This is a genomic window from Microcoleus sp. BROC3, assembly GCF_036702515.1.
GTDB lineage: Bacteria > Cyanobacteriota > Cyanobacteriia > Cyanobacteriales > Microcoleaceae > Microcoleus.
This window is the reverse complement of record NZ_JAUBTQ010000001.1, coordinates 37,869-63,654: the sequence shown is the minus strand read 5'-3', so window position 1 is coordinate 63,654 and position 25,786 is coordinate 37,869. Positions and strand designations below refer to the sequence as shown.

Below are 25,786 nucleotides of genomic sequence, written 5' to 3'. Positions count from 1 at the left end.
AATCTAAAATTCAAAATCGTTAGTTACCTTTGTTCTTAGCGATGATGGCTTCAGCCACATTTCGCGGCACTTCTTCGTAATGGCTGAATTCCATTGTGAAGATGCCTCGACCTTGGGTTTTCGAGCGGATGTCAGTAGCGTAGCCAAACATTTCTGCTAGTGGAACTTTTACAGAAACTTTGGCAAGTCCCTGATCCGTCTCTTGGCCCTCAATCTGACCCCGACGCGAGTTGAGGTCGCCGATGATGTTCCCGATGTAATCTTCGGGAACTTCCACCTCTACTTTCATCATAGGCTCTAGCAGCACAGGCGAAGCCTTCATCACGGCTTCTTTGATCGCCATTGAGCCGGCGATCTTAAATGCCATTTCCGAAGAGTCTACGTCGTGGAAAGACCCGTCTACCATAGTAGCTTTGAGGTCGATCACGGGATATCCTGCTACAATACCCGATTCGCAGGCTTCTTTCATCCCTTGTTCTGCCGGGCCGATGTACTCTTTGGGTACAGTGCCGCCGACAATTTTGGAGACAAATTCAAAGCCGCTTCCGACTTCGGTGGGTTCTAGTTCGATCACGACGTGACCGTACTGACCTTTACCGCCGCTTTGGCGGATAAATTTACCTTCGGCGCGGACGGCTTTGCGAATGGTTTCGCGGTAGGCTACTTGCGGCTGACCCACGTTGGCTTCTACTTTGAATTCCCGCAGCATCCTGTCTACCAGGATTTCCAGGTGCAGTTCGCCCATGCCGGCGATCACTGTCTGGTTGGTTTCTGGGTCAACGTTGACTCGGAAGGTGGGGTCTTCTTCCGAGAGCGACTGGAGGGCTTTGGAGAGCTTCTCCATGTCTTGTTTGGTTTTGGGTTCGACAGCCACGGAGATGACTGGCTCTGGAATAAACAGAGATTCCAGAATCACTGGCGCTCCATCTTCGCAGAGGGTGTCGCCTGTGAATGTGTCTTTCAAACCCAAGGCTGCTCCCAAGTCTCCTGCCCGCAGTTCCTCAACTTCTATCCGATCGTCGGCTTTGAGGACGATTAAGCGAGAAACCCGCTCTTTTTTGTCTTTGGTCGAGTTGAGGACGTAGGTGCCTTTTTTGAGGATACCTGAGTAGACTCTAACGAAGGTCAGCCGGCCGTAGGGGTCAGCCATGATTTTGAATGCCAGGGCTGACAGGGGCGCGCTGTCGTCTGCAAATCGTTCTGCGGTGTCGCCGCTGGGCAGGAGTCCTTGAATTGGGGGAACTTCCAAGGGCGACGGCAGGTAGTCGATCACTGCATCCAACAAAAGCTGAACGCCTTTGTTTTTGAAGGCAGAACCGCACAACATGGGGACGATCGTGCCAGAGATGGCACCAGTCCGCAAAGCTGCTCGAATTTCTGCTTCTGTTAACTCTTCGCCTTCGAGGTATTTCTCGGTGAGGGCGTCGTTGGTTTCTGCTACGGACTCGATCAGCTTGGTGCGGTATTCTGCTGCTAGCTCTTTTACTTCATCGGGGATTTCTACTTCCTCGATGTCGGTTCCCATGTCGTTGTTGTAGATATAGGCTTTCATTTGCACTAAGTCTACAATTCCCCGGAAGTTTTCTTCGCTGCCGATCGGGATTTGGATGGGTACGGCGTTCGCTCTCATTCGATCGCGAATTTGGGCGTAGACTTTGTAGAAGTTTGCGCCCATCCGATCCATTTTGTTGACGAACACGATCCGCGGTACTTTGTACCGATCGGCTTGTCGCCAAACTGTTTCGGATTGCGGCTGCACTCCCCCTACCGAGCAGAACACTGCGATCACTCCGTCGAGCACTCGCATCGAGCGTTCGACTTCGATCGTGAAGTCTACGTGTCCGGGAGTGTCGATGATGTTGATTTTGTAATCTTTCCAACTGGTGGTGATAGCAGCGGCAGTAATCGTAATTCCCCGCTCCCGCTCTTGCTCCATCCAGTCAGTGACTGCTGTTCCCTCGTGCACTTCACCCATTTTGTGAACCATGCCTGAATAGAACAGAATTCTTTCAGTTGTTGTTGTTTTGCCCGCGTCGATGTGGGCTGCGATGCCGATGTTGCGAGTTTTTTCTAGCGGGACGGTACGTGCCACAGCTACCTCCTTAATCTTGTGTTGCTGTTATAATACTATTATACTACACAGTAACCCTATTTTGCACTCCCCAGCGACTTACAAAAGTCTCTGGAGCTTATTGTTACATTTTAATATTTTTTGCAAGATTTGTTTACAAAAATATTAAGGATGCGACATGGAGGATTCAGAGAGTGCGTGAATTTTGAGTGCGTGAATTTTGATTTGGGGAGTTTTGAGTTTGCTTCACGAATCGCAACTGCGCCAAGAGAAGCAATCTCAACACTCAAAACAAACACTTGCCAATTTCTCACCCGATGCTTTTATACCGCACGATCGCGCTTTTCTCCATGCCCGATTTGGCTGTTAGTACCGGTAGTGAGCAAAAGCCTTGTTAGCTTCGGCCATGCGGTGTGTTTCTTCGCGCTTGCGAATAGCACTGCCTGTTTCGTTAGCTGCATCCATCAGTTCGTTGGCTAGCTTGGCGGCCATTGAGCGGCCGGTTCGGGCGCGGGCAAATCTGATCAGCCAGCGGAGGGCGAGGGTGGTACCGCGATCGGAACGCACTTCCATCGGCACTTGGTAGGTGGCGCCACCTACCCGGCGGGCTTTGACTTCGACCAGGGGTGTAGCGTTTTTGACTGCTTTTTCAAACAAGTCTAACGGTTCAGCCCCTGTGCGTTCTTGGATGGTTTTGAGGGCGTCGTAGACGATGCTGGAGGCAACGGATTTTTTGCCGTGCTGCATGATCCGTCTCACCATCATGCTTACCAACCGGCTGTTGTAGGTTGGATCTGGTGGAACTGGACGTTTTTGAATAACTGTGCGGCGAGACATAGTTCTATTTGGGATTTTTGATTTTGAATGATTGAGTTTGGGGTTTTGGGAGCGGGTCTCGATCTATGACGATCGAGCGTGCAATTGAGCGGCGCGATCGGATTTATGGTTGCTTCCCAACCCCGACGATCGGGCGAGATCCGTGTTATTTTTTCTCTTTAGGACGCTTGGCCCCGTATTTGGAACGACCCTGCTTGCGGTCTTTCACCCCAGCGGTGTCTAATGTACCGCGAATGATGTGGTATCTAACTCCGGGCAAATCTTTTACCCGACCGCCCCGGATCATTACTACCGAGTGCTCTTGCAAGTTGTGACCGATCCCTGGGATGTAGGCGGTGACTTCAAAACCAGAGGTCAGCCTTACCCGAGCCACCTTCCGCAGCGCCGAGTTGGGTTTTTTCGGGGTGGTTGTGTACACTCTGGTGCAAACTCCGCGCCGCTGGGGGCAACTCTTGAGAGCTGGCGATTTGGTTTTTTTCTGCGTTTGTTCCCGTGCTGAACGGATGAGTTGCTGAATAGTGGGCATGAGTTACGGCATTTCTAGCTTTTTGCTGAATATAGTGATTTGGCTGCATCCGCACTGAAAGTCCCTTCCCCTCTGGGGGGACGGGATGAATGAAAATAATTATGGGTAAGTGAGGATACCAGACTCTGTATTGTACACGACGCGAGTTTCTTTGGCAAGAAATTTACAGGGCGGGCGCTCAAACTTCCTTCCTTGCTGCAAGTTGTCCGGGGGCGAACGCAACGGGCGAATGGTATGTAACATCCTATTGTTTAGGCATAACTCAAATATTGTCAGATTCCTTAGCAAAACATATGGCGATCGAAACAGCGCGATCTTTCGAGCAAATTACCCTTGTTTGGAGACGCTCATTAACTCCAGCCTGCGATCGCATCACAGTCTCTCGCCGATCGACATCACATAAAGTTATCTAAAATTGCCCCAGAATAAGAAATATACATTAAGTTAACGGCAGATGACAACCAAAGCTTATATTTCTGAATATGGAATTTCCGAACTTTACTTGAACATTTGGAAATCGGGTAAGATCGATCGGACTGTGTTCCACCAAATTCAATACGCAATTAATTCTCACAGTTTAAAAAGTTCAGAGGATAGAAAAATTGTCAGCAGGCTGCTGTATGCAGTACGGCGGGGATGGGTGTCAGTGATGGACTGAGTTGCTTGGGAGTTTTGAGTGCGGGCGCTAGATTGCTTCGTGACTTCGCAGGCGTAGCGTCGTCAATGAGTTTTGAGATTGCCTCGCACAGCTCACTACGCACAGAGGGTGCATGAGTTGTCAGCTAAAATCTCATCCATAAAATTAGAGGACTCTCAATATAGATTCACCGTTCTTGAAAAGCAATATTAAGGTAAAAGGACTGCGTATGTTTAATTCTACAGAACTGCTGATCGAGGCTTTCATCGCACAACTTCAGAACGGGTACAGCCGCACTTACGGAGGGTACAAATCAGACTACGCTGACATTATTGCTTGGGTGGGCGCAATGGCATTAGAAAACATTGCCAACAGCGACGCTCTTTATCACAATGTAGAACACGCCATTTGCATTACCTTAGTCGGTCAAGAAATCTTGCGGGGAAAACACATTCGCAAGGGCGGAGTCTCCTGCGAAAACTGGCTGCACTACATCATTTCTCTGCTGTGCCAAGACATCGGATATGTTAAAGGAGTTTGCCGACAAGACCAAGCATCAGAAGGATTGTATGCTACGGGAAAAGATGGGATGAGAATTGCACTTACTCCCGGTGCAACAGCGGCCAGCCTAGCTCCTTACCGAGTTGACAGAGCAAAACTGTTCATTGACGAGCGCTTCGGCAACCACAAGCTAATTAATGCTGAGATCATTAAGCATAACATAGAACAGACTCGTTTCTCGGTGCTTGACGGTAACACTGACGATGATGCAGTTAATTACTCTAGTTTAGTTCGCGGTGCTGACTTGATAGGTCAGCTTAGCAACCCCCAATATTTGCAGAAAATTGGCGCGCTGTTTTACGAGTTGGAAGAAAGCGGTGCTACTAAAGTTTTAGGCTATCGACATCCGGGCGACTTGCTGCAAAGCTACTCTAAGTTTTACTGGAGCGGCATTTATCCTCACATCAGCGAATCGCTAGATTACTTGCAATTGACGCAGGAAGGCAAACAGATTGTTGCTAGTTTGTATGCTAATGTATTTCGGATGGAACACCAACGTTGCGATTCTGAGGTTGCTTGATTGCCAACTATTTGTATGTATAACTGATACACTTGCTCCTCAACAAAGGAGCTTTTTTTGAATCCTCCCGTTTTAGTCGGAAATGAACAGGAATTATATTATGTCATGCAAATTGCTTACTATATTGGCGATTTCACTGTTTATTGTTAATAACAAAAGTGTGACGCAAACATATTAAACTAAATATTATTCCTCACTCATCTCATCCTCCATTTCCGAATTATATCTTGGACACGACCAATTGCTGGGAACTAAAGAAGGCCATCCCTCCCGCAGCGCTTCCAAACAAACAGCGCGCACGGTTAACTGACAGTCAAGCAATTCTACACCAGCTTTTTCAACTTGCTTTTTGCCAATCTTTAAAATCGATTCATCGCTAAATTCAAAAGTCTTGTGACACTGAATGCATACCAGGTGATGATGATGGTGCAATTCCAGCAAATTTAGTTCGTAATGTTTATGTCCTTCTGCTAATTCTAGTTCGCGCAAAATTCCGATTCTGGCTAACAAATGCAGAGTTCTATACACAGTAGATAAACCAATTCGTTCTCCTTGATTTTGTAAAGTTTTGTATAATTCTTCGGCACTCAAATGATTGCCTTGTCGCAGATTTTGAAAGACACTCAAAATAGTTTCTCGCTGCGGAGTCAGGCGGCAGCCTCTCTGGTTGAGTTCGACTTTGAGTGAGTTAGCGCTGTATAAATTCATGTCGGAAAAAAATCAATAAGTTGAACGAAGATTGTAGTGGATTATTTGTTATTTATTCGTGCTTTTTTTTTGCGACTATTCTCAAGTGTATTTTCCTTAAGAATCCATCTATCTAATTTTAAAATCCCCCTAACTCAAAGTAGAACTGAAGGAGTAGTTGTCGGTATTGCTGCGTAATTTTTCTGAAGTTTAGAGCGCTGTTGGCGAGCGGCATTTGTTAAACAAGTTTTAGTTTAAAAGTCAGTCAAACTAATCGCATCTCCAGTACAAGCAACGCCAGGCCGCGCTGTACATTTGAGGCGGTAGTCATGAGTAAAAAACTCGCAATCTGAACGAGGGATTTGATACAAGCGCTTGATTTGATACACTCCTTCTGGCAATGTTACTGACAGACAGCACAAAAATCATCAAAGTGGCGATACAGAAATAGTAAAAAAAGACAGTCATGCTGAGCTCATTAGGTGAATCGCGCCAACGGGGAAGTACGGATAAGTATGGACAATTTTGCCTCCCGCACCGACGCCCCAGCCTAGTCTGGCTAGGTTGGGCAACAGGATTAAGGCTCGTTCGTACAGGGGAAATTTTGGGTTGAAGCGGGAAAGCTCAAAAAGGGTATAAGCTCCCGCCCAGAGGACGATGAGGCCGACGTGGGCGACGCGGGCAGCGAGCAAACGCCGGAAAGATTGGTTAAGCAGGGGTTGCCGGCCCACCAGGGAAAGGATTCTGCTTCGGCTGGGAAGGATTTGTTTACCATCCTTGTCACGGCGATTTACCTCTTGAGAAAGATCTCAGTTGAGTTTTAAGCGTTGGCGGCTTATTGATATAGATAATCAACAATTTTGGCGGTTTCGTCAAGGATTATTAATAAACTATTTGATTAAATTTAGTGAAGATATATAACGAGGTTGCCGAAAAGCTCCTCAAATTAAGCTTTGAGTCGGTTTGAGCGATCGGCTAGCACAAGTTTTCTTAGTGGCGTAGGTTGCCAATAAGTAAATATTTCTGGATTTATTGATAAATAATTTTACTAAGGTGCAGCAATTGACCGAAAGCAGCCAAGCTACAAGCCCCCGGATCGCGGCCGTGGAGACAGATAAAAGCTCCGCATCGTTCTTATCAGTCCTGGAGGCAAAAACCCGGTCTCTGCACGTAATTTGGTCATACACGCTCGATCGCGACAACGAGAAACCGGGTTTTTTTGGGGAAGCGTGTGTCTAAGACCGTTATCTCAGGCGAACGGATTTATCGAGAGTGAGTAATTCTCAAATCTCAAATCGGCTGGCTGGCATGGATATTGCAAATAAAAAGCCTGAGACCAAGTTTTCCCAGGCTTGTTTAGCTAGATTTGTAGTTACTTGTTGCATCTGGCGTGCTAGTTCAAGCAGATGATTTGGTTTCTTCGGCTACTTGCTCGTTGCTTGGTAATTCCAGACAATAGCCGGCCCCGTATACGGTTTTTATGTACCGAGGGTGGCGGGGATCGGGTTCCATCTTGGTTCTTAGGTGTCTGATGTGTACGCGAATTGTTTCGATGTCGTCGTCGGGGTCGTAACCCCAGACTTCTTTGAGAATTTCGCTGGGAGAGACTGTTTGACCGTGGCGCTGGAGCAAGCAGTGGAGCAACTCGAACTCTAGGTGGGTCAGTTTGACTGTCTGAACGTACCAAACCGCTTCAAACCTTTCGGGGACAAGGGTCAGCGGGCCGTAATTCAGGATTTCTGAGTGTTTGGCAGCTTGGGGGATGCGGTCTGTACGCCTTAGTAGGGCTCGCACTCGCGCTAGCATCTCTTCTAGTTCAAAGGGTTTAGTCAGGTAGTCGTCCGCGCCGGAGTTGAAGCCTTCTACTTTGTCTTGGGTTTGACTTAAGGCTGTCAACATCAAGACGGGAATGTCTGAGGTGCGATCGTCACGTCGCAACCGCTGACATACGGTGAATCCGTCTACTCTAGGCAGCATCAGATCTAGCATGATCAGGTCGGGGAGCAGTTGTATTGCTAGTGCCTGACCTTTAATGCCGTCTTCTGCCTGGGTGACTTCGTAGCCAGCCATTTCTAGGTTGACGGCTACGAGTTCGGCGATCGCCGCGTCATCATCAATAACAAGTATCCGGGGCATCATTATTTATCTCACCGCTAACCAGATGGTGGAGGCTACAGCCTTCTGGGGCTTCCAGGTAACTTTAACGAACAATTTTTTAATTTTAAGCTTCATTAAGAACTTTTTGAGGTATGTAAATATTATTGTACTAATTATAAGGGCTAGGAGACCTTATTAGAAAGGTGTTTGCCATAAATCTGGTCCGGGGTTGGTGCGATCGCGATCGGCCGCTTAAACTTTAGCAGGATGCGCGCGCTTTCACAGGTGGCGACTGTCATTGCATTTGAGATTTTAGAGCCAACTCGCTGTCGGTTTGCTGGCAAATTAGTCGATCGAGCTGTTTCGCCATCAAGCTTGCTTTGCCTCCGCGACCTGAAATAGTGTGTTCTTTTGAGGTCAAGGTTTCCCACGGTCAATCACACAAAAATTATAAAACTTTTTAACCTATTTGTTAAATTTAGATAAAAAAATTTTTTGACTGTTGGCGCTTGCTTTTTTTAGCTTTTGACTGTACAGTTTAATACTTGGAATATGATTAATAATCTTTAAAATCTCATATTCCGCTCATTAAATCTTATCATCTCCGATAGGGAAAGTCAATCCCCAAACCCTAAAATTTTGGGTCGATTTTTGCCAAGTCAAGCAAATTTTGCGATCGCCCTAGCATCTGGCATATAACTATCGAGAAACTGCCGATAAAATGCCTGCACAAATACCGAAAACTAGCTAGTTGGCTCTTGGAAAGACTGAGTATTTTTGCTCGTAAAAGTTGCCTTACCGCCTAATTTTTGGAAGTAAAGACCGCCGACTGTTACTAAGAATAGTGTATAACCAACAGCTTGCAAAAGATAGAGTCGATCTCTGTATCCAAATAGTGATTTAAGAACGATTCCCGGAAATTGGCGATCGGGCAAAATTGCCGCTGCATTCCACACCATCGGCCCTAAAATACAAGAGTGGATGTGTGCAGAGCGATCGAAATAAACACAAATCGCTGCATACTTGCTATCCGTCTGCGACAAAATGGCAGCGGCTTGGTCAAAATGTTTGAGGGCAGATACTGCTAAACCGGCTACAATTAGCAGCAACAAAATCCCCATAAACTTGAAAAACTGGCGGATATCAATTTTGACACCCCACTTGAATAGTAGCGCGCCAATGATTGCCGCCCCAGTCAAACCGCCCAAAGCTCCCAAAGCGGGACTCCAACCTTGTTGAAACTGAGCGCTGACAAATATAACTGTTTCAAAACCTTCGCGCAGTACCGCAATAAAAATTAAGCCAAATATGCCCCAGCCGGCATTGGTATTTTCTGTCAAAGCTGCTGTAACTGCTCCTTCAACTTCTTCTTTGAGAAAGCGCGCTTGCTGAGTCATCCAAATTAGCATCCAGCTTAGCATTGCTATGGCAACAATTCCCAGAGAACCTTCGAGCAGTTGCTTAATTACTGGTGCGTAAGGCTGATTTGATGTTGAGAGCGCGTCGAGCAACTGATTGAATAATGCAGCTACACAAGCGCTAGCAGCAATGCCGGCTGCGATACCTGTATAAACCCAAGAATTGAGGTGACTTTGCTCTGATTTTTTTAAGCAAGCTAGGACAATTCCCACGACTAAGGCGGCTTCAACGCCTTCGCGGAGGGTAATTACAAAAGTTGGGATGGCTTCAGTAAAGTTCATTTTTTGATAACAGCTAATTTGTAGTTAGTCCTTAAGTCCTTAGCAACTTTTATTTGAGCGCTAGCCGAATATCAAATTATTTAACCGCGAAGGCGGGTTAGCGCTCTTGTCGCAAAGGAATAGAAAGAAGAGAAGGAGCAGGTCTTCTTAAGACGGTTCGGGAGTAACTAAGGACTAATAAATAAGGACGGCGGAGTATTACTTCCCTTAACTAAAATCCCGCAGCATTTTTTTTAGTTCTACTTGGTGCAATTCTTCTTGTCCAATCAAACTACGGGCATATTCTTCCAGATAAACACTGGCGTTGGTCACTACTTCAAGTAAAGATTTATACTTTTTGAGCGCTTTTTTTTCGTGATTTAGACTTTCTTCCAAAAGGTCTTTTACCGAGTGTTTGTAGGTTTCTTCGATCGTAGCAATTTTTTGGGTGGGATGCCCTTCTAAACCTGTTAAAATTTCTCCGGCTTGTTGGGCGTGGAGTAGGGATTCGGTTGCTTGTGCTTTAAAAAACTGTACGATGGGAATCCGGTTTGGCCCTGTCACCATGAGTGCATAATGGGTGTAGCGCACGACTCCGGCTAGTTCCCATTCCATGATGGTGCATAGCAGTTCTTGGGTTTTTTTCTCGTCAAGTTCTTTCATTTGTAGTTTTAGATGTAGAATACCTTACAGGCCGCTGCTTATATTATCACATTTAAGTTAAAAAGTAAAAGTAAGGCGCACTGTGTACCTTACCGGATAGGTGTTGTATGTGAGTTACGGGTTAACTTCTAAGGTTCCAGTAGGACGAAATACTACAGTAAACTTAGCGACTGGTGCTGCACTGTTGCTGTTGCTAGTCTCGGCAGATTTGAGCAGATTTGGCAAAGGAGTTTCTTGGGTGCAATCCTTGGCTGGTTGATTGAGGGACTCGAAATTGCCGATCGCCCCATCTTGACTGACGCTGACCCTATAGACTAGATTTTGAGTGAAGGTAGGGCTAGTTTGCCAGCTTCGATCCATGCGATCGTAGACTGTCCCGGTTAACTCCTCTAGCTTTGCCCGATCCGTAATTTCTGCTGTCTGATTGATTTGATAGAGCGTCTGAACTTCTTGCTGGGCCGCTGATACAGGCACAGCGGTTTTTCCGTACTTAGTATGCTAAATATGATAAGAAAATGCCAAAAAAGCCAAGCTGGCATTTCAAAATTATGATAATTTATCAAACCAAATCCACTGCCTTTTAACAGTTTTATTTTATTATTAATGCCTTCAAATATTCCGTTATTTGTTATTTGTTCAAAATATCCTGCTACCTCCACCAACCACCTTTTAATGGTGTTTAGGCTCTTTTAATAGTACGGCTCTGCTTTTTTCAACCAATCGATTAGTCCTAATATTTCCGTACTTAAATTTTTACATTTTTCAAATATATCGTGAAACTCTTCTTTTAAGGAGTGATAATTTTTACAAGCAGTGAGGCTGACTGCACTTATAATAATTTTGCTTTTTGTTCCTGAAATAAGTCAGACTCAGCTTTTAAAAGTATATATTTACTACCTTTCTCTCCTACCAAACAATTTAGCTATTTCTTTGATTTCTAGTGATTCGGCTGCTTGTTTTTGGTCAATTATGGCTTGATTTAATTCTTCGTGTCTCATTTTGGTGACATAAAATATGTCTACCATATTCACAGCATTTAGACATATCTTTTTCACCAATTATTTATAATTGCCACTCATATCCATGCTGACTTCTTCTATTTGGTCGCTTGACTTGTTCTCCCCATTTTAGCAGAACTTTTTCGATTGATGATTCTTTTTCTGATGCAAAACCTAAATTTTTATGGGTCGATAGCTCTAGTAATACCACAATTAATTTTAATTAAAATTTTAATTTTAATTTTAGTCAAATAACTTCATCTATTCCCAATCGGCGCAATTCTTGTACATTTACATTGATTACACTTTCAGCTACTACTGTAACCATTGACTCAACTTGTTCGGCTTTTAATCTGTAAGGTGTTGTCGCTGTGGGAAAATTTGTCGGCTTTAAGTTTAAGCCTTGGCAGGCGGTTGGTATGGCCAAAAACATCGGCAATGCTGCTAAATTCCTGGGGCCTGCTCTAGCAATTGTTTCGGTAGGAGTAGATATTTTACAAATGGGACAAGAACATGAGCGAGAAAAGCAAATGTCTGATGTTAGTCGCGATATAACGAGTAAATTTCAATTAACCGCAAAAGACTTGGAAAATCAGATTGAAATACAGCTCTTTGAATTTGAGCAACAGGTTTACGGAGAGATTGAGAAGCAAATTGCAGCCGCTCGCCAGAAGGAAGAGGAAGTGATTTATGCTTCTAATACTTGGGTTCAACAACTGGCAGAAATCCGTAAGGATTTTGACGCGATTATCCAGTACATCACTAAGGCAACAGCTAATCCGAATACTTGAATCTGATGAAAAAGCGCGATCGCCCTTACGTCCCAATTTGTCACAAAGCCGGATTTAAGGGCGATCGGATATAAGCATCAACAAGCGATGGAGGAAACGGCAATGCCGTTTCCCTACCCCAAAAAAATCATTCCCCGCAGTTTAAGGATCTAAGCATCGCCAGATTAATCGTAGGGAAACGGCATTGCCGTTTCCTGATTTCTGGCTACGCTTACAAATTGCAACTCATATCCCCAGATAATTGACTGAAACGCGCATTTTCCCGGTAGTCAACCGGACAGTCAATCACGCAAGGAACATCTTGAGCAAGGGCTTCTTTGAGGATGGGAATTAAATCAGTTGTAGATTCAACTCGATAGCCTTTTAAACCCATACTTTCGGCAAATTTTACAAAGTCGGGATTGCCAAATTTGATGAAATCTGAATGACCGAAATAATCTTCCTGCTTCCATTCAATTAAGCCGTAACCGCCGTCATTAAATATGAGAGTAACAAAATTAGTACCGACGCGCAAAGCAGTTTCTAACTCTTGACAATTCATCATAAAGCCGCCGTCTCCGGTGGCTGCTACTACTTTGCGATCGGGATAAACGAGTTTTGCTGCCACCGCACCGGGAATCGCAATTCCCATCGCCGCAAATCCGTTGGAAATTAAACAGGTATTTGGGCGATCGCAGTGATAGTGCCGCGCGATCCACATTTTGTGAGCTCCCACATCAGATATGACAATATCTTCCGGGCCCATTACTTGCCGCAAATCGTAAATAATTTTTTGCGGCTTGATCGGGAAACCGTCGTCGGCTGCATATTGTTCGTACCCAGCCCGAATATCAGCCCGCAATTGCTTAGCAAAAGGGTCTGTTTTCTCCATGCGATCTGCACGCTGCAAAATTTCATTTAGCGAATCAGAAATATCCCCCACAACTTCTACAAGAGGAATATAGCTGCTGTCAATTTCGGCTGGCAGAGCTCCAACGTGAATAATCGGAATTTTGCCGTCTGGATTCCACTTTTTCGGGGAATATTCAATCAAATCGTAGCCAACAGCAATCACTAAATCCGTTTCTTCAAAAGCACAGCTAATGTAATCTCGTTTTTGCAATCCCGTCGTCCAAAGTGCCAAAGGATGAGTGTAAGGAATCACACCTTTGCCCATAAAAGTATTAGCTACAGGAATATTTAATCGAGTAGCAAATTCTGTCAAAGCATCGCTGGCATTAGCCCGAATCGTGCCATTTCCTACTAGAAGTAAAGGACTTTTTGCTTTGGAAATTGCCACAGCCGCTTTATTCAGACTTTGATAAGCGCCAAAAGTTTTTTCGCGGTTGTCTTTGCCGAGCGGATTTCCTTCAACAGCCATTGCTGCGATATTTTCTGGCAAGTCAATGTGAACTGCACCGGGCTTTTCACTTTGAGCTACTTTAAAGGCTTTGCGGACAATTTCTGGCGTGGTACTGGGTCTGACAATTTGAGCGTTCCACTTAGTAACGGGCGCAAACATGGCGACCAAATCTAAATATTGGTGCGATTCTATGTGCATTCTGTCCGTACCGACTTGTCCGGTAATTGCTATTAAAGGAGCGCCGTCTAAGTTGGCGTCAGCAACTCCTGTCATTAAGTTAGTTGCGCCGGGACCCAAGGTGGACAAGCAAACGCCGGCTTTGCCGGTAAGACGGCCGTAAACGTCGGCCATGAAAGCTGCGCCTTGTTCGTGGCGAGTAGTAATAAATTTAATTGAAGAGTTTCTCAGGGCTTCTAGAACTTCTAAATTTTCTTCTCCGGGAAGTCCGAAGACGTATTCTACGCCTTCATTTTCTAAACATTTGACCAAAAGTTGAGCTGTGTTCATTTCCGTTTTTTTCCTCGGTAAGTGGGTATTTTATTTCTTGGTCAACTTCTCGTAAAACTACTAATTTTTAATTTATCACCGCCGACAAACGCGGATGAATTTAGAGTTTTGCCAGAAGTTGACTGAGTGCGCGCTTATTTTACCCACACTGTTTTAATGTTAACAAATTCCTGAATTCCTTGGATGCTCAATTCGCGTCCGTAACCGGAGCGTTTGATGCCGCCGAAGGGCAATCTCGGGTCTGATTTTACTAAACCGTTGATGAATACCGCGCCGGCCTCTAGTTCGGAAATAAAGCGATCGCTCTCTGAGTTTACTGTCGTCCAAGCTGCCGCACCCAAGCCAAAAGATGTGCTGTTTGCGAGGGCGATCGCCTCATCAATGCCTCCAACTCGGAATACTAAAGCTACCGGGCCGAAAAACTCTTCTTGACGCGCCGCAGCATCCGGAGGAATGTCTGCCAGAATAGTTGGCAAGTAGAAATTGCCTGCTTTCTCTGATAATGGGCGGCCGCCTGTTAGAAGTTTTGCTCCCGATTGGATGCAAGCTTGCACTTGATTGTCCAAGTCTTTGAGAATTGTGGGGGTAGCCAAAGGGCCGATATCGGTTTCGGGCAACATCGGATCGCCTACTTTTAATAGCTTGAATTTTTCCACAAATCCTGTGATAAATTCGTCGGCGATTTCTTCGGCTAAAATAAAGCGTTTTGCGCCTATGCAAGATTGACCGTTATTGAGTATGCGGGATGTGACGGCAGTTGATAAAGCTGCTGCTATATCGGCGCTTGACATCACAATAAATGGGTCGCTTCCTCCCAATTCCAGCACTACTTTTTTCAAATTTTTGCCCGCATTTGCTGCCAAACTTTCACCCGCTGCTTCGCTACCGGTGAGAGTTGCTGCTTTGATGCGATCGTCCGCAACGATATTGGCTACCTTGTCCGAACCCACTAACAAAGTTTGAAAAACTCCTTCGGGAAAGCCAGCTTGGGCGAAAATTTCTTCGATTTTCAAAGCGCACTGAGGCACGTTGGAAGCGTGTTTGAGCAAGCCGACATTGCCCGCCATCAGCGCCGGCGCGGCAAACCGAAAAACTTGCCAAAATGGGAAATTCCACGGCATGACGGCTAAAATAGCGCCCAGCGGTTGGTAGCGGACAAAGCTGCTGCTAGCGTCAGTGGTTGCCGGTACGTCTGCCATAAATTGAGCGGCATTTTTGGCGTAATAGCGGCAAACTAAGGCGCATTTTTCCACTTCGCCGATCGCAGATTTGAGCGTTTTGCCCATTTCCAGGGTCATCATTTCAGCGTAAATTTCGCGATCGCACTCCAATATCTCGGCAGCTTTCTGCATCCACAGAGCTCTCTGCTCAAACGGCACGTAGCGGTATTTGTTAAAAGCTTGCTGCGCTAATTCCAGCTTAGCTTCTATTGCCTCATCCGTTATCGGATCGAAAGTTTTCAGCGTTTCTCCCGTTGCTGGGTTAATAGTAGCAATAGCCATTGTTTCATCTCCTGTGTGAAAACACAAAACTCCCTTCTAGTATTCAAGCTAGACCGGGAGTTATATCAAGGTCTTACAAAATGGGAATTTGCCAGCCACGTTTTCAGGTCTTGCCAATTTGCAAGTATCGGATTTGTTTAAATCTCTCTACTTTTAATTATAGTTCAAAATCTCGATCGCAAATCTTAAGAAAATTTATCTCTGTGCGAGTCCCAGACATCGGGGCGATCGCAAACCGACCGACAATCTGACTTACGCAACAATCATAGCGATAGGGGCAACCGCGGGGAGATTGTCCCTACCAAGGAGGGACAGGAATACTCTTCTTTATTAAGGGGAATGCGAGGGGATCGGGACTTCGATACACAATTAAAAATTAAAACCGACATCTTGCAGCATTCTGAAGGTAGGGTGCGCGGTGCGCACCTTACTAATTAGATTCAGCCTTCACCCACATCAAATAGATTGTTCCTGAACGTAATCCTGCACGTAAGACTGATAGTAATACCTGCTGCCTTTATCGTTATTCGCCACCATTCCCAACAGCGGAATCCCCGCCATTTTCAAATCTTCAAAAGCCAACAACAGCGCCTCCCGCTCAGTTTGATTCAGCCCCACTACCAGCATCAATCCGTTAGTGTGAGCGGCCAACAAATTCGCATCCGCCAAACCCAAAAGCGGCGCAGTATCGTAAATAACTAAGTCAAAATGACTTGACAAAGCTGCCATTAAATGCTGCATTTTTTTGGAAGAAAGCACCTTTGTGGGATCGAGAGGAACCGGGCCGGAAGTTAACACAAACAAGTTTTCATCGCGGGGCGATCGCAAAATCAACTGTTCCACATCCACATCATCCGCGATCGCATTGTGCAAGCCTTGCCAATTCGGTAAACCAAGCATTTCGTGCACCTGCGGCCGCCGCAAATCGGCATCCACCAACAGCACTTGCTGGCCCATTGCAGCCGCTGCCCGCGCCAGATTTACTGCTACAGTAGACTTGCCGTCAGCTACTTGACAAGAAGTAATTACGCAAGAATTGATCGGAGTATCAACGTTTAGCAACCGAATATTAGCATTGAGCGATCGAAAAGCTTCTTGAAAAGCATCCGTCGGCATCGGCGAACTTGCCACCTCCACCGGACTTGTCTCAGCAGGAGGAAGTCTCAAAATTTTATCGCTAGCAGGAATTACCCCCAACAAAGGCAGCCGAATCGAATGTTTGACATCCTCCGGAGTGTGAAACACCGTTTTATTCTTAAACCGTTCCGCCAACTGCGCCGCCAGCATACCGAACAGCAAACCAGCCACTCCCCCTAAAGCCAAATTCAAAGGCATAATCGGAGCAACAGCCATCAACTCGCCATTTTTGTAGCGCGGAATTTCCGGCTTAGCAATAACTTCCCAAGCCACCTCTTTTTTGCCCACAGCTTCAAGCTGCAAAGCTTGCTGTTTTGCCAGCAAACTATTCAGCGTATTGTTAGTCAAATCCAACTCGCGCTGCAAATCGGAATAGCGCCGCAAAATCACTGGAAATCCTTGAGAGTATTGATTCAACTGCTTAGCAGCTTGTTCCAAAACTTGATTCCGCACGCCCAGTACCTGAATTAAATTAGCAGTACCGATAAACTGCTCAATTAACTTAATCCGCACCGGATCTTGAAAAGCCAGCACTTGCGAATTTACCTTACCTAAATCAGTTCCCAGAACCTCTTGGGCTTCTTTCTTCAACAACGGAATCAGGTTCTTGCGCTGTTCTCGCAACAATTGCATTTGCGGAGTTTGGTCTGTAAATGTAGCCGAGTTAATCGCAATTTGCCCTTCTAATTGCTGCAATTGAGTCAGCATCGCTTGATAGCGGGGAGCTTGACTCAGAGCCGATGCCATCAGCGCTTGCTGCTGGTTTAGTCCGAGCTGATTTTGCAGATTGGAATAGAGCAATCTCTGTTGATTTAGCTGCGTTTGTGCGTCCAATCTTTGCGTTTGAAGTTGGCTGATTTGCTGTGCGAGTTGTTGAGTTTGAATTTGCGGGTCGATAAAATTGTACTGCTGCCGCAATTTTTGAATTTCTGTTTGCAGAGCTTGTTGGCGTTTTCGCTGGTTGGGAATTTGCGATTTCACAAAATCCAGAGTCTGACTAATTTGAGTTCTAGTATCTTGCACGCTGTAGTTGCGGTAGCCTAGCGCAACTTTCCCCAAAACAAACTGAATTTTTTTGGGGTCATAATCCCGATATCTAACTTCAATAATCTTGGTATTTTTGAAGCGATTAATTGACAGCCTGGTCTGCTGAGAAAACGGCAAATTATCGGCTTTTTGATTCAAAAGGTAGTTGTAATTTATTTCGGGATATTTAGCCTGCAACTCTTTAATAATTGGCGACATCACTTGCGGGCTTTGCAAAACTTGAATTTGCGATTCGTAGTCAAAATCGGGATTTTCGGTCGTCGCGGGGGCCGCTGGTTGCAGTTTCAGCTCACCCGAGTAGATTTTTGCTAAAGTATTTTGCGTAACAGCGGGTTCTACTAATAATTGAAAACGCCCTTCGTACTCACTTTTTTGATTCAGCGTCCAGGCAAAAACCCCGGTGGTCACAGCCGCTGCTACGCCGATGACTAAGATAGAGCGACTGCGGCAAACTTCCCAAAAACTTAACTCTTCTTCCTCTATTTGGTCTCTGCCTAAAAATTGCTCTTGTTCATAAAGAACGGAAGATGTTTTTTGCAGATCTGCGGCTTTTTTATGGTTATTAAAAAGTGCTAGTTGAGATTTTTTACCTGGTTTCATTTGATTTCTACAACTTATTAGTTTAAACGTCTGTACCGCTTGCGCAGTTTCAGCTACCCGGTTGATTCCTAGATATTTAGTTACCCAACCGATTTTTTTCTAGAAAGCGGGTTTATGAAGCCTTAATGCTAGTCTATTCAAATTACTGAAAAATATTGAACAACCGAAATATTCCTAACAGCGGGCTTAAAGGAGCGAGAGTCCCGCCTACATTATCCGAGAACGTAGCGCGGCCCGATCGCCTTACCATAATTACATCATTATTTTGCAGTTTGGGATTAGTTTCCTCATTAGCTGTTGCAGAAAAATTAACCTTAACAGTTAGCTGCGAAACAGTGCCGTTAGGATTGAGGCGAATTAAATCCACCGAATCCATTTGGGCCCGCGCTTTATTAAAACCTCCCGCTGCTACCAGCGCTTGATTTAAAGTAGTGTTGGGCAGCACCGCAATCGCTCCCGGTTTCACGACTTCTCCCACAACGTTCACCTTAATCGTATCCGGTGAAAAATTAGAATTAGCAACTTGTTCGTCTTGGACTGCATCGAGATTTTCGGCTTTGGGAACGATTACCGTATCTCCCTGTTGCAGTGCTAAATCTTGGGATACATCTGCTGCTTCCAAAAGTTGCCACAAATTCACATTAATAATTTGTTCTGTACCCGCCCGCGTCAGGCGGCGAACTTGTATTTGTCTGATATCAGCTACAGGCGTAATGCCGCCCGCCATTTTAATTGCCCTCGTTACAGTTTGCTGCAAAACAGTTTCCCCGCCGTTGGTTTCGCTGGCAGCAAACAAACCAGAATTTTCACCCATTTCATTCTCTTGTACCCTACTTTGAGCCTCTTTTGCCAAAGTATAAGTACCGGGGCGAGTTACTTCGCCCACCACAGCAATATTAATTGCTTGAGTGCTTTGTCCGGTAATGTTAGCTACGGCTAAAGTCGGTGCTTCTTGGCGGTTGAGGCTAGTTACAGTGGGAATAAATATAGTATCGCCGTCGCGCAAAGTCATATCTGCCCGCAAATCGCCGTTTTGCAATAATTCCCACAAATCCACACTAATAATTTGTTCCGGTGCGTTGCGCTGGGGGCGGCGGATTTTGATTTGTCGCACGTCTGCTGACTGCGTAATTCCGCCGGCCATTCGCAGAGCCCGCGATATCGTTGGCATTTGAGTTCCCATTTGCTCTGCTGTGCCTCCGGGGCCTGCTGCTGAGGATATTGTATAGGCTCCGGGGCGGTTGATTTCGCCCGCGATCGCAATTTGCAAAGGACGCGGTGCTAGCAATTTCAGCGTAATCCAAGGACGTTTGAGGTATTTGCCGTATCGCTCTTTCACAGCATTAGAAGCTTGTTCTAGGGTCATCCCGTACACCGAAACGCTGCCAATTAAGGGCAAACTCAGGGAACCGTCGGCCTGTACTTGGTGCTGACCGTTGGGGCCGCTGTATTCCGGGACGTTGAAGATGTCCATTTGAATGCGATCGCCCGCGCCTAAAGTGTAAACTTCCGATCGTACACTTGAAGGTGCACTTGCCGGAACCGCCGGAAATCCCTGAACCGGAGGCACGGGTACTGGAACAGCAGAACCAGGAGGAGGAGGAGGAGGAGAGAAAGCAGGAGGAGGAGGCAAAAACTGGGCCATCGCCGGAGATGAACCCGCAGCCAGCGCTGAAACTGTTAAAAATTTGACCGTAAAACCTTTGACAGTATTGAATTTTGAATAGTTTTTGCTCGCCATCGCCTTTTGCCCCTATCCGCTTCCTACCCCGCCACCATCAAATGTAACCCAACTCTTCTAACTTGCTCAGAACTTTTTTAACACTCTCTTCCACACTTTCTCGCTCTGTGTCACAAATAATCTCAGGATTGAGCGGTTCTTCATAAGGATCGTCAATTCCCGTAAAACCCTTAATTTCTCCGGCTCTGGCCTTAGCGTACAGCCCCTTGACATCGCGACCTTCGCACACTTCTAACGGCGCTGTGACATATACTTCAACAAAATTTGGCTCCATTGCTCTAATTTCGTCGCGAATTGCTCTGTAGGGGCTAATAGCTGCGGTCATTGCGGCTACTCCATTGCGGCTCAGCAGGTGCGCTACAAATCCAATCCGCCGAATATTAGTATCTCGGTCTTCTTGGCTAAATCCCAAACCTTTTGATAAGTTGGTGCGAACTACATCTCCATCCAATATTTCAACTTTGCAACCTCTTGCCTTCAATTCAGGTTCTAGAGCTTTGGTGATAGTTGTCTTGCCGGAACCGCTCAGCCCGGTGAACCACAAAATAAAACCTTTTTCCATTTTCAATTGCTTGGTTAGTAGTGAATAGTGGGGAAATTACGCGACTTATTATTTTACTGTCGCGGTTCCCCATTTTCTGATTCATTCTGATTTGAGATGCGCTCTGACTTTCACAATAACTAATTTTTTTATTAACCGCAGAGGACGCAGAGGACACAGAGGAATAGGGAAGATGAGAAATAGGTAATCTTAAAATCCGTAGGATGCGCCGGGCCGTGCACCTTACATTCTATGCGGGATCACCAACGCCGAACATCTATCCGTAGCGCACCCATCACCTTACCGATCCCTTCGCAATCTAAAATCTAAAATCTAAAATCTAAAATGGTATTGCCCATGTCCCCAACCTTAAAAGCAGATGTTTTGGTAGTCGGTGGCGGCACCGGCGGCACTGCAGCAGCCGTGCAAGCAGCCCGCCGAGGTGCCAAAACTATTTTAGTAAGCGAATTCCCCTGGCTGGGAGGAATGCTGACTGCTGCAGGCGTTTCGGCCCCGGATGGCAACGAATTAGCAGCTTTTCAAACCGGTTTGTGGGGCGCGTTTCTCCGGGAACTCCAGCAGCGACAGCCGGGAGGTTTGGATTGGGGTTGGGTCAGTTTTTTTACTTACGATCCCCGCATCGGTGCTGAAATTTTTGCTGATTGGGTTAAATGTTTGCCGAACTTGCACTGGATTTCTGGACAAAAAGCTCAAGATGTGCTGTATGAAGGAGATCGCATTTCTGGCGTTCAGTTTGCAGATTTTACGGTTTCCGCCAAAATCACTTTGGATGCAACGGAATTGGGAGATTTGCTGGCTTTAGGGGAAGTTGGGCACCGCTGGGGTTGGGAATTCCAAGCCGAGTGGGGAGAACCTAGCGCCCCGGCTGCCTCTAATGCTCTCACAGAGCGCTATTCGGTGCAAGCTCCGACTTGGGTGGCAATTATGCAGGATTTTGGTAAAGGTGCGGCCGGGCCAGAAATTCCCGCCCCGCCTGTTGACAATCCCGATCGATTTATGGGTGCTTGGGACGGTTACACTCCCGAACAATTTCTCAATTACGGCAGGCTGCCAGGCGGATTGTTGATGATTAATTGGCCGATTCGAGGTAATGATTATGGTGAAGGAGTCGATCGACTAATTGCATCTGAAGCATCTCGACAAGAATTCCTGCAAGAAAGTCTGTGGCACACTCAATGTTTCGCCCGCTTCATTCAAACGCAACTCGGCCGCCGCTACGGCTTAGCACAGAATATTTTCCCCATTTCCACGATCGAAAATCAACAAAATTCTTCCATTCTTCCTTCCTTTGCCTTACATCCTTACTACCGAGAAAGTCGCCGCTTGCGGGGAGTACAAACAATCACAGAACAAGATATTTTGCCTGTTGTCGGTGGAAGAGTCGCGAAGTTGCCGATAAATTATGAGGGCATTTGTGAAACAATTGCGATCGGCAACTATGCCAACGACCACCACTACACCACTGGCGACATTCCCTTGCAGCCCAAATCTATTCGTTGGGGCGGCCGCTGGACGGGAACTCCGTTTACCATTCCTTACAGCGCGCTAATTCCTGCGAGTACAGACGGTTTGCTAGCCTGCGAAAAAAATATTTCCGTCTCTCACATAGCCAACGGTGCAACTCGCTTGCAGCCAGTTGTCATGAACATCGGACAGGCTGCTGGGATGGCGGCGGCTTTGTGCGCGGAATCTGGATGTCAGCCGCGGGATTTGCCGGTGAGAGTGTTGCAAGAAGCTTTGCTGCAAGATTCCGAGGCGAGTGCGGCAGTTATTCCTTTATTTAATTTGACACGGGATCGATCGGACTGGCTGGATTGGCAACGCTATTATCTCGATCGGCCTCAAGCATATCCCGCCAGCGGCGAATGTCCTTTGTCTGTAGAGAAACAAAGCAGTAAAACAGCAAATACCCACAGCGAGTTTTCGGGCATTTTCCGCCGCCTGCGCGAACAAGACTGGACACTAACGCTGACAAGTCCCGCATCTGTAGCCGGTCAAACTTGGCAACTCGTGACTTTGGACTCGGAAACCGACAGATTTTTACACAGTTGCGAAACCGAAAAGCCTTTGACAGTATGGGGTAGGCTGAATTTTGCCGGTGCTTGGCTGCTGGCGGTATCCGTAGAATTGAAAATGTAAGGTTTTTTGCAGAGATCCGAAAATTGCACAGATATCTATCCTGATAGATCAGGGCAAGTCCGTATCACGTAATAGACACTGACACGGATACTACCCATGCAAACCTACACTGCAATTGCTTTACTGAGCCTGTTGGGCATTACCTTGAGTGCCAGCGCCGCTCGAGCTTTTGAATCTTCACTCCCCATGCTCGAAACTGCCACCGCCCAATATATGTTGTCAGCCCAAACTCAACAAAGGGGCAATCGTTCTCCAGAAAGAGGCAGCGGGCGCAGGAATTTTACTGAGCCTAATGTTTACACTCATCCGCTACAAGATTTCTAAGGGTACTGGACGCCAGCGATTACCACAACTGACTTGGTTTGGGCTGTTTCTTCGATCGCGCGATCGGATTTTCTGGGATTCTAGTTTTTCAGGTTAAGCGACAACTGCACTTTTTGTGAACAGTTATTAGGAGATGCTTTTTTGTGTGATAAATGTTAGCATATAAACCTGGAACCGCCATCTACCTAGAGATAGATTCTAGTAGGTGGCGGTTTTGTATTGAAAACCCTTCAATAAAACAGGAATTAGCCAAAAGCCTCCGATCGTCTGGGTTTTTTAACCGATATCCCTCGCCCTCCCCGCCATATTTTAGTTTGTCAAACCGAGTTTCGGCATCCATGACTATTCAATAATTATCACCTCGGACTCGCCTCAAAGTCTTCGGATCGCAACAGTTATTTACCTTCTCCCCGCCGCAGGTGGGGTTTAATTTTCAACGGCTGCACTATAATTAACGTGCGATGTGCGATTCGTTTAACCGAAATGGATATATATCCAGGGATGGTTAGCCTAACCACATGGTTAGTAAAACTAAATACATATCTAGGTGCAGGATACACAAGTCCTTAGTCCTAGCCTGCAAGTGCAGCAGTGAAAGCATATCCCCTACTCAGTCAGGTAGCAACTAACAGAGTAAAGCGGGGGTAAAAGACAGAACTACTGGTAGCCGAATCTGGTAACTGTTGAGCAAGAGTTCATGTGTAGCGAAAGCAAAGATGTATCTGAACCATCGTTAGTTAAGATGGTCGAACGGCTGATTAAGACCAAGCCAAAAGGCAAGGATAGGGCATAGGCGATTGTCTACATTGACCTATAAGCACCGCTCGTAAACCCGGTGGAGAGCATCACACTAAAAACTCTATCAATGTGTATTTGGAACGAAGTAACTCCCATATATTTCTGGAAATAGGTCGTTTACCAGTAAGTAGCTAACGAATAATATATGAGAGAGGGATTGTGTCAGAAGCCAATGCTCTGTTGTAATGACAGAGATATGCAGACAGATGCACGGTAGCTTCAAAGATAGGAACTCATTAGCAATGAATAAGTCTAAAACGCGGGACAACCCGACGGTGGAATGGAATCAAATCAATTGGCTAAAAGCCGAAAGATTGACATTCAAGTTGCAAAAACGTATCTATCGAGCAAGTGAGCGTGGCGATGTCAAAGCAGTTCGTAAGCTTCAAAAGACCTTGATTAATTCATGGTCTAATAAGGCTCTAGCAGTACGACGGGTTACACAAGACAATACTGGCAAACGTACAGCAGGAGTGGATGGTATTAAATTACTAACACCGAAGCAACGAATTAAGCTAGTAAATCAGCTCAAAACAACTGGTAAATCACAACCGACACGTCGGGTAATGATTCCAAAACCAGGAACTAATGAGTCAAGATCATTAGGGATACCCACAATGTACGACCGCGCCTTACAAGCAGTTGTGAAAGCAGCGCTTGAGCCAGAATGGGAGGCAAGATTTGAGCCAAACTCATATGGTTTTAGACCTGGTAGGTCAAGTCACGATGCGATTGGAGCAATCTTTCTAAGTATCAGATACAAAGCCAAATACGTGCTAGATGCTGATATTGCTAAATGCTTTGACCCCATTAATCACAAGGCGTTACTTGACAAAATCAATACCTATCCACGACTCCGAAAACAAATTAAGTCGTGGCTTAAAAGTGGGGTATTAGACCAAGGTGAAATTTTTCCTACTAAGGAAGGCACGCCACAAGGAGGGGTCATTTCCCCGTTACTGGCAAATATTGCCTTACACGGAATGGAAGAACGGATTAAACAATACGCAAAAACCTTCAAAGGTGGCAAAGATAATAACATCAAAGCCCTAAGTTTAATCCGATACGCCGATGATTTTGTGATTATGCACGAAAACATTGATGTAATACTTGCCTGTCAGAAGATAATTGCCGACTGGTTAAGTGACATTGGCTTAGAATTGAAGTCTAGCAAAACAAAACTAACCCACACCCTAAATGAATACAATGAAAGTGTTGGGTTTGAGTTTCTAGGATTCCACATACAACAGTACAAGGTAGGCAACTATCGAAGTGCAACAAATACAAATGGAACCAAGCTAGGTTTTAAAACGTTAATCACCCCGTCAAAACCTAAAGTTAAAACCCACCTCGCAAAAATAGCCGATGTAATAGACATTCATAACCATGCCCCACAATATGCCTTAATTAAAAGGTTGAACCCAATCATCCGGGGATGGTCAAACTATTACTCAACAGTAACAAGTAAGGTAGTCTACTCAAAGATAGACTCACTTATTTACGACAAATTAAGAGCTTGGGCTAGAAGACGGGGAAAAGGTAACATCAACAAAAACAAATACTGGCGAACAGTAGGCGACAGGAATTGGTGTTTCAGCACAGAACAAGGTTACAAATTAGCCCAACACACAGAAACGTCAATAATAAGACACGTAAAGGTAAAAGGCAATTCAACACCTTATGATGGTAACTGGATTTACTGGAGTAAAAGACGCGGAGAATACCCGGAAACACCAAAAAGAGTGGCAACACTTCTCAAGAAACAAAAAGGTAAATGTACCCACTGTGGTTTGTACTTCACACCTACAGACATTGTAGAAGTTGACCATATCCAACCCCGCTCCCTAGGTGGCAAGGATGAATATAAAAACCTCCAACTTCTGCACAAACATTGTCACGACACAAAAACGGAAGATGACGGCTCCCTCCAAAAGAGCTATGATGGTAATCCGTTTTGAATTGTACTCATAACAAGAGTGAGGTTATCAAGGAGCCGGATGAAGCGAAAGTTTCACGTCCG

Annotated in this window: 23 protein-coding genes and 1 pseudogene; 6 read left to right on the top strand and 18 right to left on the bottom strand. The window is 45.7% G+C overall.

All coding sequences use genetic code 11. From position 1 onward, the window contains the following. Nucleotides 1–19: 19 nt before the first annotated feature. The 3 genes from fusA to rpsL form a co-directional block, all read right to left on the bottom strand. Entirely contained in the window at nucleotides 20–2,092 is a 2,073-nt protein-coding gene (fusA, locus tag QUB30_RS00315; protein WP_333327401.1) for an elongation factor G, read from the bottom strand. A 345-nt stretch (nucleotides 2,093–2,437) separates the two neighbouring features. Next, on the bottom strand, nucleotides 2,438–2,908 hold the full coding sequence (gene rpsG / locus QUB30_RS00310; RefSeq protein WP_006632196.1) for a 30S ribosomal protein S7: 471 nt from the start codon (nucleotides 2,906–2,908) through the stop codon (nucleotides 2,438–2,440). A gap of 145 nt (nucleotides 2,909–3,053) precedes the next feature. Beyond that, entirely contained in the window at nucleotides 3,054–3,434 is a 381-nt protein-coding gene (rpsL, locus tag QUB30_RS00305) for a 30S ribosomal protein S12 (protein WP_006632197.1), read from the bottom strand. A gap of 454 nt (nucleotides 3,435–3,888) precedes the next feature. Between rpsL and QUB30_RS00300 the strand changes: the two genes are divergently transcribed. Both QUB30_RS00300 and QUB30_RS00295 read left to right on the top strand, forming a co-directional pair. Beyond that, nucleotides 3,889–4,092, top strand: a complete 204-nt coding sequence (locus QUB30_RS00300; RefSeq protein ID WP_333327398.1) for a hypothetical protein — start codon at nucleotides 3,889–3,891, stop codon at nucleotides 4,090–4,092. A 208-nt stretch (nucleotides 4,093–4,300) separates the two neighbouring features. Next, on the top strand, nucleotides 4,301–5,152 hold the full coding sequence (locus tag QUB30_RS00295; protein ID WP_333327395.1) for an Npun_R2479 family HD domain-containing metalloprotein: 852 nt from the start codon (nucleotides 4,301–4,303) through the stop codon (nucleotides 5,150–5,152). A gap of 186 nt (nucleotides 5,153–5,338) precedes the next feature. Here the strand turns inward: QUB30_RS00295 and QUB30_RS00290 are convergent, their stop codons facing one another. The 10 genes and pseudogenes from QUB30_RS00290 to QUB30_RS00245 all read right to left on the bottom strand — a co-directional run bounded on the left by QUB30_RS00290 (nucleotide 5,339) and on the right by QUB30_RS00245 (nucleotide 11,709). Next, nucleotides 5,339–5,860: a transcriptional repressor gene (locus QUB30_RS00290; protein WP_333327391.1), complete on the bottom strand. Its 522-nt coding sequence runs from the start codon at nucleotides 5,858–5,860 to the stop codon at nucleotides 5,339–5,341. A 446-nt stretch (nucleotides 5,861–6,306) separates the two neighbouring features. Beyond that, nucleotides 6,307–6,614, bottom strand: a pseudogene (locus QUB30_RS00285) (chlorophyll a/b binding light-harvesting protein); the annotation flags it as partial. A gap of 623 nt (nucleotides 6,615–7,237) precedes the next feature. Then, nucleotides 7,238–7,975, bottom strand: a complete 738-nt coding sequence (locus QUB30_RS00280) for a response regulator transcription factor (protein ID WP_333327954.1) — start codon at nucleotides 7,973–7,975, stop codon at nucleotides 7,238–7,240. 256 nt (nucleotides 7,976–8,231) lie between these two features. After that, complete coding sequence (locus tag QUB30_RS00275; RefSeq protein ID WP_333327388.1) at nucleotides 8,232–8,357, bottom strand: hypothetical protein; 126 nt, start codon at nucleotides 8,355–8,357, stop codon at nucleotides 8,232–8,234. Nucleotides 8,358–8,679: 322 nt separating this feature from the next. Beyond that, entirely contained in the window at nucleotides 8,680–9,636 is a 957-nt protein-coding gene (locus QUB30_RS00270) for an FTR1 family protein (protein ID WP_333327385.1), read from the bottom strand. Between the two features lie 207 nt (nucleotides 9,637–9,843). Further along, complete coding sequence (locus QUB30_RS00265; protein ID WP_333238873.1) at nucleotides 9,844–10,278, bottom strand: ferritin-like domain-containing protein; 435 nt, start codon at nucleotides 10,276–10,278, stop codon at nucleotides 9,844–9,846. A 114-nt stretch (nucleotides 10,279–10,392) separates the two neighbouring features. Next, nucleotides 10,393–10,752, bottom strand: a complete 360-nt coding sequence (locus QUB30_RS00260) for a hypothetical protein (protein ID WP_333327381.1) — start codon at nucleotides 10,750–10,752, stop codon at nucleotides 10,393–10,395. Next, a complete protein-coding gene (locus QUB30_RS00255) occupies nucleotides 10,668–10,952 on the bottom strand; it encodes a transposase (protein ID WP_445300457.1) in 285 nt (94 codons plus the stop codon). The genes QUB30_RS00260 and QUB30_RS00255 overlap by 85 nt, the downstream gene beginning before the upstream one ends. Nucleotides 10,953–11,171: 219 nt before the next feature. Next, on the bottom strand, nucleotides 11,172–11,303 hold the full coding sequence (locus QUB30_RS00250) for a hypothetical protein (protein ID WP_333327375.1): 132 nt from the start codon (nucleotides 11,301–11,303) through the stop codon (nucleotides 11,172–11,174). A 220-nt stretch (nucleotides 11,304–11,523) separates the two neighbouring features. After that, nucleotides 11,524–11,709 (bottom strand): hypothetical protein, encoded by a 186-nt coding sequence (locus QUB30_RS00245; protein ID WP_333238875.1) that lies wholly within the window; start codon nucleotides 11,707–11,709, stop codon nucleotides 11,524–11,526. On the opposite strand from QUB30_RS00245, the gene QUB30_RS00240 reads away from it, so the two are divergent. Further along, the gene (locus QUB30_RS00240; protein ID WP_333327372.1) at nucleotides 11,696–12,067 is read left to right on the top strand and encodes a hypothetical protein; all 372 of its coding nucleotides are present in this window, start codon (nucleotides 11,696–11,698) and stop codon (nucleotides 12,065–12,067) included. The two genes, QUB30_RS00245 and QUB30_RS00240, sit on opposite strands and share 14 nt — an antisense overlap. Nucleotides 12,068–12,278: 211 nt before the next feature. On the opposite strand, the gene QUB30_RS00235 is transcribed toward QUB30_RS00240, so the two are convergent. From QUB30_RS00235 to cysC, 5 genes are all read right to left on the bottom strand, one after another. Then, a complete protein-coding gene (locus QUB30_RS00235; RefSeq protein ID WP_333327369.1) occupies nucleotides 12,279–13,916 on the bottom strand; it encodes an acetolactate synthase large subunit in 1,638 nt (545 codons plus the stop codon). Between the two features lie 134 nt (nucleotides 13,917–14,050). Further along, a complete protein-coding gene (locus QUB30_RS00230; protein WP_333327366.1) occupies nucleotides 14,051–15,418 on the bottom strand; it encodes an NAD-dependent succinate-semialdehyde dehydrogenase in 1,368 nt (455 codons plus the stop codon). A 456-nt stretch (nucleotides 15,419–15,874) separates the two neighbouring features. Beyond that, entirely contained in the window at nucleotides 15,875–18,202 is a 2,328-nt protein-coding gene (locus tag QUB30_RS00225) for a polysaccharide biosynthesis tyrosine autokinase (RefSeq protein ID WP_333327363.1), read from the bottom strand. Between the two features lie 142 nt (nucleotides 18,203–18,344). Then, nucleotides 18,345–19,943: an SLBB domain-containing protein gene (locus QUB30_RS00220; RefSeq protein ID WP_333327360.1), complete on the bottom strand. Its 1,599-nt coding sequence runs from the start codon at nucleotides 19,941–19,943 to the stop codon at nucleotides 18,345–18,347. 37 nt (nucleotides 19,944–19,980) lie between these two features. Next, the gene (gene cysC, locus QUB30_RS00215; protein WP_333327357.1) at nucleotides 19,981–20,505 is read right to left on the bottom strand and encodes an adenylyl-sulfate kinase; all 525 of its coding nucleotides are present in this window, start codon (nucleotides 20,503–20,505) and stop codon (nucleotides 19,981–19,983) included. A 336-nt stretch (nucleotides 20,506–20,841) separates the two neighbouring features. On the opposite strand from cysC, the gene QUB30_RS00210 reads away from it, so the two are divergent. The 3 genes from QUB30_RS00210 (at nucleotide 20,842) to ltrA (ending at nucleotide 25,724) form a co-directional block, all read left to right on the top strand. Beyond that, the gene (locus tag QUB30_RS00210) at nucleotides 20,842–22,644 is read left to right on the top strand and encodes an FAD-dependent oxidoreductase (protein ID WP_333327354.1); all 1,803 of its coding nucleotides are present in this window, start codon (nucleotides 20,842–20,844) and stop codon (nucleotides 22,642–22,644) included. A gap of 96 nt (nucleotides 22,645–22,740) precedes the next feature. After that, nucleotides 22,741–22,968, top strand: coding sequence for a heterocyst-inhibiting protein PatX (gene patX / locus QUB30_RS00205; RefSeq protein WP_333327349.1), 228 nt, complete (start codon nucleotides 22,741–22,743; stop codon nucleotides 22,966–22,968). 983 nt (nucleotides 22,969–23,951) lie between these two features. Then, complete coding sequence (gene ltrA, locus QUB30_RS00200) at nucleotides 23,952–25,724, top strand: group II intron reverse transcriptase/maturase (protein WP_445300455.1); 1,773 nt, start codon at nucleotides 23,952–23,954, stop codon at nucleotides 25,722–25,724. The last annotated feature ends 62 nt before the right edge of the window (nucleotides 25,725–25,786 follow it).